A 5,238-nucleotide genomic window follows, 5' to 3' on the forward strand; every position below is an offset into this window, starting at 1 on the left:
CCCCCGCGCCCGTGCCCGACCTCGCCGCTCGCGTCGCGGGTACGGCCGACCGCGAACGGGTCGTGCTCGACGCGGTGCGGGAGGCCGCCGCCACCGTCCTCGGCCACTCGTCGACGGACGCGGTGCCGGCGGACAAGTCGTTCCGGGACGTCGGGTTCGACTCCCTCACGGCCGTCGAGTTCCGGAACGTGCTGGGCGCTGCCGGACTCACGGTGTCCGCGACCGCGGTGTTCGACCACCCGACACCACGGGCGCTGGCCGCGTTCGCCGTCGGCCAGCTGACCTCGGCCGGGTTGCCCGCGCTACTGGCCGACGTCGACCGGCTGGAACGGGAACTGGCCGAGGCCGCGACCGATGCCCTCGACCGTGCCCGCGTCGCGGTGCGGCTGCGCAGCCTGCTGGACTCGTGGACCGACGCGAGCCCCGCGTCCGATGCGGATGGCGAGGTGCTGTCGGTCGACTCCGACGACGAGCTGTTCGGCCTGATCGAGCGGGAATTGGGACAGGATTAGCACACCGGAGCGTGGCGCCGGCGATGCTCCCGGCTCACGGGCTCCGCGTTCGGCCCGAGGCCCCGTACGAGCTGACCGAGGCCGTGCCCTGCCACGATTCGGGCGCCGACTCGCGTTAGGGGGTCCCGGATAGGGGGAGGGGTGGCCCCCTCCCCCGGCCGCGGAGTGGCGGGTCCGTGGAGCCCCTAACGCGGTGACCGCGCGGCTTCCGGCGGCCGGGCTCCGAGCCCGGCCGCGCCGTCGCCGGCACCCACGACCTTCCGGTACGCGGACGCCCCTTGGCCTGGTGTTAGGAGCTCTTAGGGGTTGTCGGCCCATTTCCGCCTCCCTAGTGTTGCCTCCGGCTGGGAATGATCGGCGCGCGCTCGTGTCGGGCCTTGGGACTGATCCGGCCGCTTCGCGGAGGTGTCGCCAGATTTGTCGAGCGAGAACAAGCTCCGTGACTACCTGAAGTTGGTCACGGCCGACCTGCAGCGTGCCCGCAGGCAGCTCAAGGAGCAGCGGGAGGCTCTGTCCGAGCCGATCGCCGTCGTCGCCGCCGCGTGCCGCTTCCCCGGCGGCATCGCCTCTCCCGAGGACCTGTGGGAGGTGGCCGCGAGCGGAACCGACGCGCTGGGGCCGTTCCCCACCGACCGCGGCTGGGACCTCGAGGGTCTGCGTACCTCCTCCCTGGCACAGGAAGGCGGGTTCCTCGACGCGGCCAGCGCCTTCGACGCCGACCTGTTCGGAATCTCGCCGCGCGAGGCCGTGGCGATGGATCCCCAGCAGCGCCTGATGTTGCAGGTCTGCTGGGAGGCGTTCGAGCGGGCCGGGCTCGACCCGCGGGGCGTGCGCGGCGAGCGGGTCGGCGTCTTCGCGGGCACCAACGGCCAGGACTACGCCACGCTGCTGCTGGACTCGTCCGCCGAGTCGACCGGGTACCTGGCCACCGGTAACGCCGCGAGCGTGCTCTCCGGACGGCTCTCCTACTCCTTCGGCGTCGAGGGACCGGCCGTCACCGTCGACACGGCGTGCTCGTCGTCGCTGGTCACGCTGCATCTGGCGGCCCGCGCCCTCCGCGCGGGGGAGTGCTCGCTCGCGCTGGCGGGCGGCGCCACCGTCATGGCCACCCCCAACGGTTTCGTCGAGTTCTCCCGCCAGCGCGGCCTCGCCGGCGACGGCCGCTGCAAGGCGTTCGCCGACGCCGCCGATGGCACCGGATGGGGCGAGGGCGCGGGCGTTCTCCTGCTCGAACGGCTCTCGGACGCCGAGCGCAACGGGCATCCCGTGCTCGCCGTCGTGCGTGGCTCGGCGGTCAACTCCGATGGCGCGTCCAACGGGCTCACCGCCCCCAACGGTCCCTCCCAGCAGCGCGTCGTGCTGCAAGCCCTGGAAGACGCCCGACTGGGAGTGTCCGATGTCGACCTCGTCGAGGCGCACGGCACCGGCACGTCGCTGGGCGACCCGATCGAGGCCGGAGCGCTGCTGGCCACCTACGGGCAGGATCGCGACGAGCCGCTGTACCTGGGGTCGGTGAAGTCGAACATCGGGCACACCCAGGCCGCCGCGGGCGTCGCCGGTGTGATCAAGGCCGTCGGCGCGCTGCGGCACGCGGTCCTGCCGAAGACCCTCCACATCGACCAGCCCTCCACGCACGTGGACTGGTCCGCGGGCGCCGTCGAACTGCTGACCGACACCCGTCCGTGGCCCGACGTGGACCGGCCCAGGCGGGCGGCGGTGTCGTCGTTCGGTGTCAGCGGCACCAACGCGCACGTCATCCTGGAGCAGGCGCCCGAGACCGAGGCACCCGCCCCGGTCGAGAGCACCCCGGTTCCGTGGGTGCTGTCCGGTCGCACCGAAGCCGCGCTCCTCGGGCAGGCGCAGCGACTCCTGGCCCACAGCGCCGATCTGAATCTCGCCGACGTCGCCCGGACCCTGGCCGGGCGCGCCGCACTCGATCAGCGGGCCGTGCTGGCCGGTGACCGTGCTCAGCTGACGTCCGCCCTCCGATCGCTCGCGGCGGGCGAGACCCACCCGGCGCTCGTGCGCGGCACACCCGGCGAGCCGGGGCGGACGGTGTTCGTATTTCCCGGTCAGGGTTCGCAGTGGGTCGGGATGGCGCGTGAGCTGGCGGAGCAGTCGCCGGTGTTCGCGGAGCGGTTGGCGGAGTGTGCTGCGGCGCTGGAGCCGTTCACCGATTTCTCCCTGGACGCCGCGTTGGGTGATGGCGATCTGCTGGGTCGGGTCGATGTGGTGCAGCCGGTGTTGTGGGCTGTGATGGTGTCGCTGGCGCAGTTGTGGCGCTCGTGGGGGATCGAGCCGGATGCGGTGGTGGGTCATTCGCAGGGTGAGATCGCTGCTGCTGTGGTCGCGGGGGCGCTGGCGTTGAAGGACGGTGCCAGGGTGGTTGCCCTGCGGTCGCGGGTGCTGAAGCAGCTCGCGGGTCGTGGCGGGATGGTCTCGGTCGCGCTGGGTCAGGCCGAGGTTCGCGACCGGATCACACCGTTCGGTGACCGGGTCTCGATCGCCGCGATCAACAGCACCCGCGCTGTGGTGGTGTCGGGTGAGCCGGAGGCCCTCGACGAGCTGATCGCCGCCTGTGCGGCCGACGGTGTGCGGGCGAAGCGGGTCCCGGTGGATTACGCCTCCCACTCGGCGCAGGTCGACGAGTTGCGCGACGAGCTGCTGGAGGTGCTGGAGCCGGTCCGGCCGCGTGCGGGGACTGTGCCCGTGTATTCGACGTTGACCGGGCGCGTTGAGGACGGCTCGGGGATGGACGCCGGGTATTGGTTCGACAACCTCCGCTCCACCGTCCGGTTCGCCGGTGCTGTCGAGACTCTGGTGGCCGACGGGTTCGGCACCGTCGTGGAGTGTTCCCCGCATCCGGTGCTGACGATGGCCCTGCCGGACGACGTCGTCGCGGTCGGCTCGCTCAAGCGGGACGACGGCGGCCTGGAGCGGATGCTGCTCTCCCTGGGTGAGGCCGTCGTGCACGGCGTCACGCCGGACTGGGCCGCGGTGGTGCCCGGCGGCCGCCGCATCGACCTGCCCACCTACGCCTTCCAGGAACGCCGCTTCTGGTTGCCGACCGGCCGCCGCACCGGCGACGTGGCCGCCGCGGGTCTCGCGCCGGCTGAACATCCCCTGCTCGGTGCCGCCCTGGCCCTCGCCCACGACGACGGGGCCGTGCTCTCCGGCAGGCTCTCCACCCGGACCCACCCCTGGCTGGCCGACCACGTCGTGTCCGGCCGGGTCGTGGTCCCCGGCACCGCCCTGCTCGAACTCGCGCTGCGCGCCGGTCGCCAGGTCGGCCGCGACACCGTCGCCGACCTGACCTTCGTCACCCCGCTGGTGCTGGACGACGGCGGCGTGGACGTCCAGGTCGCCGTCGGACCGGATGCCGCCGGGACCCGGTCCGTGCACATTCATTCCCGCCGTGGCGCCGACGATCCGTGGACCCACCACGCCGAGGGCGCGGTCACCGTCGCCCCCGAAGCGCCTCCTGCGCTGGGGGATTGGCCGCCCTCGGGTGCCGAGCCCGTCGACATCGCGGGTGTCTACGACTCCTTCACCACCGCCGGTATCACCTACGGCCCCGCCTTCCGGAACCTGCGCGCGGTATGGCGGCGGGGTGACGAGGTCTTCGCCGAGGTCGTCCTGCCCGAGGGCGCGGCGGAGAGGTTCGGCGTGCACCCGGCGTTGCTCGACTCCGCCCTGCATGCCACCGCGTTCGGCTCGTTCGTCAGCGATCCCGCTACCGGATGGCTGCCGTTCTCGTGTTCCGGTGTCCGCCTGTTCGCTGCGGGCGCGACCGCTCTGCGGGTCCGGCTCGCTCCGAGTGCGCAGGACGCCGTGTCCGTCCTGGCCGCCGACGGCGCGGGCACGCCGGTCGCCGAGATCGCCGCGGTGGCTCTGCGGCCCATCCCCGCGCTGCCGGATTCCGTCGACGGCGCGCTGTTCCGGCTCGACTGGGTCCCCGTCCCCGGCACGGACACGCCGGCCGCCGAGCGTGTCACCACCCCGAGGGAGGCACTCGACGTTCTGCACCGCGTCCTCGGGACCGAGGGCGAGCCCGTCGCGCTCGTCATCGGCGACGGGCCGGAGGCGGCCGCCGCGGGCGGGCTGATCCGGTCGGCCCAGGCCGAGAACCCCGGACGCATCGTCCTGGTGGAGTCTGCCGAGGACTCGCCGCCTCCGCTTCCCCGCGACGAACCCCGGGTGCGGGTGACGCGGGACGGTGTGGTCGCGCCCAGGCTCGCGCGGGCGGAGGCGGCCCCGGCCACGCCGTTCGGCCCGGACAGCCGCGTTCTGATCACCGGCGGCACCGGCGTCCTCGGTACCGCACTGGCCCGCCACCTCGTCGAGCGGCACGGTGTCCGCCACCTGATCCTGGTCGGCCGCAGCGGCACCGCCGACCTGCCCGCTCTCGATGCGGACGTGCGCGTCGTCGCCTGTGACGTCACCGACCGCGACGCCGTGGCGGCGCTGCTCGCCGAACATCCCGTCACCGCCGTCGTGCACGCGGCAGGCGTCCTCGACGACGCCACCATCGCCACGCTCACCGCCGACCGTCTCGACGCCGTCCTCGCCCCGAAACTCACCGGCGCCCAGCACCTCGACGACCTCACGGGTGAGCTGGAGGCGTTCGTCGTGTTCTCCTCCGCAGCCGGGGTCTTCGGCGGCGCGGGGCAGGGCGCGTACGCGGCCGCCAACGCCGGGCTCGACGCGCTCGTGGCCCGCCGCCGGG

At 73.5% G+C, this 5,238-nt stretch carries 1 protein-coding gene and 1 pseudogene; both read left to right on the forward strand.

Annotated elements, in window-relative coordinates:
* On the forward strand, positions 1 to 512 hold a 512-nt coding region (locus tag SACPADRAFT_RS0211435; protein ID WP_007026365.1), incomplete at its 5' end, for an acyl carrier protein.
* Positions 513 to 962: 450 nt separating this feature from the next.
* Positions 963 to 5,238 (forward strand): annotated as a pseudogene (locus SACPADRAFT_RS27115) (type I polyketide synthase); the annotation flags it as partial.

Source organism: Saccharomonospora iraqiensis subsp. paurometabolica YIM 90007 (assembly GCF_000231035.2).
Taxonomy (GTDB): domain Bacteria; phylum Actinomycetota; class Actinomycetes; order Mycobacteriales; family Pseudonocardiaceae; genus Saccharomonospora; species Saccharomonospora paurometabolica.